This is a genomic window from Streptomyces sp. MBT65 (genome assembly GCF_016612545.1).
Classification (GTDB): domain Bacteria; phylum Actinomycetota; class Actinomycetes; order Streptomycetales; family Streptomycetaceae; genus Streptomyces.
In genome coordinates, this window is the sequence record NZ_JAENRY010000413.1 from 1 (window position 1) to 5709 (window position 5709).

General features: G+C 74.4%; 4 protein-coding genes. 2 read left to right on the forward strand and 2 right to left on the reverse strand.

Features of this window, described 5'->3' with window-relative positions; all coding sequences use genetic code 11:
- Window positions 1-1059, reverse strand: a 1059-nt coding sequence (locus tag JHN63_RS46670) for a DUF5691 domain-containing protein (protein WP_234478745.1), incomplete at its 3' end; no start/stop codon positions are given.
- Between the two features lie 49 nt (window positions 1060-1108).
- The gene (locus JHN63_RS46675) at window positions 1109-2467 is read right to left on the reverse strand and encodes an SWIM zinc finger family protein (RefSeq protein WP_200691207.1); all 1359 of its coding nucleotides are present in this window, start codon (window positions 2465-2467) and stop codon (window positions 1109-1111) included.
- 133 nt (window positions 2468-2600) lie between these two features.
- On the opposite strand from JHN63_RS46675, the gene JHN63_RS46680 reads away from it, so the two are divergent.
- Window positions 2601-3731, forward strand: coding sequence for an AAA family ATPase (locus JHN63_RS46680; protein ID WP_200691208.1), 1131 nt, complete (start codon window positions 2601-2603; stop codon window positions 3729-3731).
- Between the two features lie 129 nt (window positions 3732-3860).
- Window positions 3861-5709: DUF5682 family protein (locus JHN63_RS46685; RefSeq protein ID WP_200691209.1), on the forward strand; the 1849-nt coding region annotated here is incomplete at its 3' end.

Consider the following 5709-nt stretch of genomic DNA (forward strand, 5'->3'; position numbering starts at 1 on the left):
CAGTTGGTGGAGGCGACGCCGCTCCCAGGTCGCGAGCGGCGTCGCCTCCACCAACTGGCCTAGCCACCACGAGCGTTCACCTCGCCCCGTTGGAGCCTTGGACACCACACCGTCTCGCTCCATGCTCGAGTCGCACTCGTGCGGCGCTTCCACGACGAGCGAGGGCTCTTGACGCGTACGGTCGACGGCCACGCAGGCCGACGCCCGGACCGCCATCCGCGCGGCGAGCGCCGAGTCGGGCAGCGCCGACAGCAACTCGGCCGCCGTGGCCCGGACATTGCGGCTCCGGTCGGCCAACGCCTGCTCCAGGAACGGCTCGTCCTCGGCCGCGAGCCCCATCCGCAGCGAGTCGAGAAACATCAGCCGGTCCTCCGCCCGCTCCGTCGCCCAGGTCGTGATGAGCAACTCGCGTGCGACGGCGGGGCGTTGCGCCCGTATCGCCGCGAGCAGGGCGACCCGCTCGGCGAACAGCCCCTCCTGCCACAGCAGTTGGACCTGGTCCGGGTCGTCGAGGGCGGGCAGGGCGGTGCCGCCGCCCGGGGTCGCGCGCAGGGCGAACCGCCAGTCCGGGTTCAGCCGGGCCAGCCACAGCGCGCGCGGGCCCGCGAACTCCAGCGCCGCCGGCCGCAGATCCGTACGCCCCCGGGCCGCGTCCAGCAGCGCGGGCAGCACCGGGACAGGCGCGGCGAACCCCCGCGCGTTGGCCGCCGCGAGCCACTGGGGCAGCAACTCCATGAGATCCGGCGAGGTGCCCCTACGGCCCCCACCACCCGCACCGGGACGGTCGGCCAGCAGCATCGCCAGCCTCCGGGCCGCCGCTTCGGGCAGCGCCGGACGCGCGTCGGGTACGGCCGGCTCCGGACGCTCCGCCGCCCGCGCCGGACACAGCCCGGCCCGCCGCCGTACGGTCTCCACGGCCGCCGCGTCCAGCAGGGCCACGGGGGCGTCCTGGCCCGGCGCGCAGCCCGGAGGCGTACGGCGGTCCGTGCCGAGCAGGGCCGTGGTGACGAGCTCTTCCCAGTCGCCCGCCGGGGGCGCCGGTGCCGGGGTGGTGTTCATGCGGTGCCTTTCCGTCGGATGCCTCGGAGCGGTGGGGTGCACAAGAGGTTCAGCACAGGGACACCGGTTCTCCCGTGCCCTCCGGCCAGGCCGTGAGCGGGGTGAAGCCCCGGTGGCCCAGCTCCCCGAAGACCTTGACCGGGGCACCGCCGGAGAGGGCGACCAGGCGCCACAGGCCGGGGCGTGAACGGGCGGTCGGGGTGAGGGGGAGCGCCAAGTCCGCGTCGGCGTCCGCCAGTTGCCAGGAGTCGCCGTCCGGGGCGGGGACGACCCGGTCCAGTGTCATCGGGACGGAATCCAGCCACGGGTCGAGCCGTAGCGCCTCCCCGTAGCGAACGGCGGCCTGCGCCGTCGTCACCCCGCGCGGTCGTCCCGTCGTGGGCGACGGTGCCGCGAACTGCTCGCCCAGAGCCGCCCGGACCTGCCCCGCGCCCGGGAACGCGGACACCTCCGCGTCCAGGGCGAGCCCCATGGGCAGCGCCAACTCGGGGGCGCGGCCCGCGGCGCCGTAGGCGAGGAGAAGGGAGGTGCGGCCCGACTCCGTGCCGTACAGCCATATTCTTCGGGTCGTCAGTTTCGGGTCCGCCGTGTCGTACTGGGCGAGGACCAGCCAGTGGTCGCGCAGGGGCGGGCCGTCCGCCGATGCGGGCAGGCCGATGCGGGAGCGGACCGTCGCCGCCAGGTCGTCGGGCAGGTGCTCGCGGCGCAGCCAGGCCTGGTCGAGGAGGTGGAGCAGCGCGCACTCCTCCAGCAGCCGGACCGGCCAGCCCGGGCCCGAGGCCGGGATCGCCCCCAACTCCCTTGCCCGCGCGGCCAGTCCGGGGGCTTGTGCGTCGACCATGCGGGCCGCCGTCTCCTCCCACAGTCCGTACCCCGACTGCTCCGCCGAGGCCAGGCCGGTGCGCAGCAGGTCCGTCAGCCGCTGCTCCAACTCGCCCGCGCCCGCGCTGATCCGCTCGGCCCGCCGCTCCGCCCTGCGCCGCGCCGCCTCCGGGTCAGCCGCGGTCGGAGAACCGGACGCACCCCCCGCCCGCTTCTCCTCCGTCCGCTTGCGCCGCCCCGCCAGCCACTCCTCGGCCCAGTCCGGCGGCGGCCCCTGTCCCGCCGGCACCGCGCCGTCCTCGCCCGCCCACAACAGCAGCAGCCCCAGCGCGTGCTTGCACGGGAACTTGCGGCTCGGGCAACTGCACTTGTACGCCGGCCCCGCGATGTCCGCGATGTCGACGACCGTCTGATACGGCTTGCTGCCACTGCCCTTGCACAGCCCCCACACCGTCCCCTCGTCAGAACTGCCCGCCTCGGACCACGGCCCCGCCGCCCCGAGCTTGCTTCCCGCTTTGCGTGACGCTGCGTCAGGCGCCAGTGCCAGCACCTGATCAGCCGTCCAGCGCACCCCCTGCTGAGTCATGTCATCGAAGGTAGATCCCGGCACTGACAATCGGCCTTGCGTCAGCGTTTGTGCAGGTCAGATCGCATTGTCAGTGGCGTGGTGCACGGTGGACACCAGATCCGAACCGGCCGAGCTGGAGGGGGCCTCAGCCATGACTGTGTCCACAGAACCCACGAACGCGCAGGCGAGTGAGAAGGCGTCGACCGAGGTACTGCGCCCGCACGCCGAGGACGCCTTCGCCGACGAACTCGCCGCGCTGGCCGCGCAGGACGACCGGCCGCGCCCGGTCCGCTGGAAGATGTCGCCGTGGGCGGTCGCCACGTATCTGCTGGGCGGCACGCTGCCGGACGGCACGGTGATCACACCGAAGTACGTCGGCCCGCGCCGCATCGTCGAGGTCGCCGTCACCACCCTCGCCACCGACCGCGCCCTGCTCCTGCTCGGCGTGCCCGGCACCGCCAAGACCTGGGTCTCCGAGCACCTCGCGGCGGCGGTCAGCGGTGACTCGACCCTGATCGTCCAGGGCACCGCGGGCACCCCCGAGGAGGCGATCCGCTACGGCTGGAACTACGCGCAACTGCTGGCCAACGGCCCGAGCCGCGACGCCCTCGTGCCCAGCCCCGTCATGCGGGCGATGGCGGAGGGGATGACCGCGCGCGTCGAGGAGCTGACCCGTATCCCGGCCGACGTGCAGGACTCGCTGATCACGATCCTGTCCGAGAAGACGCTGCCGATACCGGAGTTGGGGCAGGAGGTGCAGGCGGTCCGCGGCTTCAACCTGATCGCCACGGCCAACGACCGCGACCGCGGCGTCAACGACCTCTCCAGCGCCCTGCGCCGCCGTTTCAACACGGTGGTGCTGCCGCTGCCGGAGAGCGCGGACGCCGAGGTCGACATCGTCGCCCGCCGCGTCGACCAGATCGGCCGCTCGCTCGATCTGCCGGCCGTGCCCGAGGGCGTCGACGAGATCCGCCGGGTGGTGACCGTCTTCCGCGAACTGCGCGACGGGATCACGGCGGACGGGCGCACGAAGCTCAAGTCGCCCAGCGGCACGCTGTCGACGGCCGAGGCGATCTCCGTCGTCACCAACGGGCTCGCACTGGCGGCCCACTTCGGCGACGGACTGCTGCGGCCGAGCGATGTCGCGGCCGGCATCCTCGGCGCCGTCGTCCGCGATCCGGCGGCCGACCGGGTCATCTGGCAGGAGTACCTGGAGGCGGTCGTCCGGGAACGCGACGGCTGGAAGGACTTCTACCGGGCCTGCCGGGAGGTGAGCGCGTGAGCGAGTCCTGGGGGCTGGTCGACGACTCCGCGTGGAGTCTGCACCGGAGGCGAGACGACTCCGCGTGGAGTGCGACCTGGAGGCGAGACGACTCCGGCTGGAGTACGACCCGGAGGGGAGGGGGACGACGTGGCGGGAACTGAGGGGAGCGGGGGCGGTCGGCGCGGTCCGGGCGCCGGGCCGTTGCTGCTCGGGGTGCGGCATCACGGGCCCGGTTCGGCGCGGGCCGTGCGGGCGGCGCTGGCGGCGGCCCGGCCCCGGGTCGTACTGATCGAGGGGCCGCCGGAGGCCGACGCGTTGATCCCGCTGGCCGCCGACGAGGACATGCGGCCGCCGGTCGCGCTCCTCGCCCACGCCGTGGACGAGCCCGGCCGCTCCGCCTTCTGGCCGATGGCCGAGTTCTCACCGGAATGGGTCGCGATCCGCTGGGCCCTGGAGCACGAGGTCCCGGCCCGCTTCATCGACCTCCCGGCGATCCACACCCTGGCCCGGGGGAGGGACGGGGACACGGAGGACGAGCCCACGGGCGAGCAGCGGCAGCCGCAGGGGAACGACGACCCCGAGCCCGCCCCCGACCTCCGCGTCGATCCCCTCGCCGTGCTCGCCGAGGCCGCGGGCTACGACGATCCCGAGCGCTGGTGGGAGGACGTCGTCGAACACCGGGGCGTGGGGGAGCGGGACGCGTTCGCGCCGTTCACCGCGCTGGAGGAGGCCATGGGGGCGCTGCGCGAGACGTACGGGGTCGGCGGCCACGACCGGGACCTCGTGCGCGAGGCGTACATGCGGCTCCAAGTGCGGGCGGCGCAGCGGGAGTTCGAGGACGACGTGGCCGTGGTCTGCGGAGCCTGGCATGTGCCCGCGCTGCGACAGAAGGCGTCCGTCGCCGCGGACCGCGCGCTGCTGAAGGGGCTGCCCAAGGTCAAGGCCGAGCTGACCTGGGTGCCGTGGACGCATCGCCGGCTGTCGCGGGCCAGCGGATACGGCGCGGGGATCGACTCGCCGGGCTGGTACGGCCATCTGTTCGGCGCGCCGGACCGGCCGGTCGAACGGTGGATGACCAAGGTGGCGGGGCTGCTGCGGGAGGAGGACCGGATCGTCTCCCCGGCCCATGTCATCGAGGCGGTGCGGCTGGCGGAGACGCTCGCGGTGATGCGCGGCCGTCCGTTGGCGGGGCTCGGGGAGACCACCGACGCGGTGCGCGCGGTGATGGGCGACGGCTCGGACGTCCCGCTGGCGCTGGTGCACGACCGGCTCGTGGTCGGGGATGTGCTGGGCGAGGTGCCGCCGGGTGCGCCCGCCGTGCCGTTGCAGCGCGACCTCGACCGATCGCAGCGCAGGCTGCGGATCAAACCGGAGGCACTGGAGCGGGAGTTGGAGCTCGACCTGCGCAAGGAGACCGACGCCGGGCGCAGCACGCTCCTGCACCGGCTGCGGCTGCTGCGGGTCGAGTGGGGCGAGCCGGTCGCGTCGCGGGGGAGCACGGGTACGTTCCGGGAGACCTGGCGGCTGCGCTGGGAGCCCGAGTTGGCGGTGCGGGTCGCCGAGGCGGGGGTGTGGGGCACGACCGTGCTCGCGGCGGCTACCGCGAAGGCGGAGGCGGACGCGATCGGGGCGCAGAGCCTCGCCGATGTCACCGCCCTCGCCGAGCGCTGCCTGCTGGCCGAACTGCCGGACGCGCTCCCGGTGGTGATGAAGGTCCTCGCCGACCGCGCGGCCCTCGACACGGACGTCGGCCATCTCGCGCAGGCCCTGCCCGCCCTGGTCCGTTCGCTGCGCTACGGCGACGTACGCGGCACCGACACGGGTGCGCTGACGGAGGTCGCGGCCGGCCTCGCCGAGCGCGTCTTCGTCGGTCTGCCCCCGGCCTGCGCGGCCCTCGACGCGGATGCCGCGCAGGAGATGCGGGGGCATGTGGACGCGGTGCACGGGGCGGTGGCCTTGTTGGGGGAGGCTCCTGGAGCTGGAGCTGGAGCTGGAG

What these genes read in the sequence shown, in the direction of transcription:
- JHN63_RS46675 (WP_200691207.1), bottom strand. Translation starts at nt 2,467, where the DNA reads ATGACTCAGCAGGGGGTGCGCTGGACGGCTGATCAGGTGCTGGCACTG.
- JHN63_RS46680 (WP_200691208.1), top strand. Translation starts at nt 2,601, where the DNA reads ATGACTGTGTCCACAGAACCCACGAACGCGCAGGCGAGTGAGAAGGCG.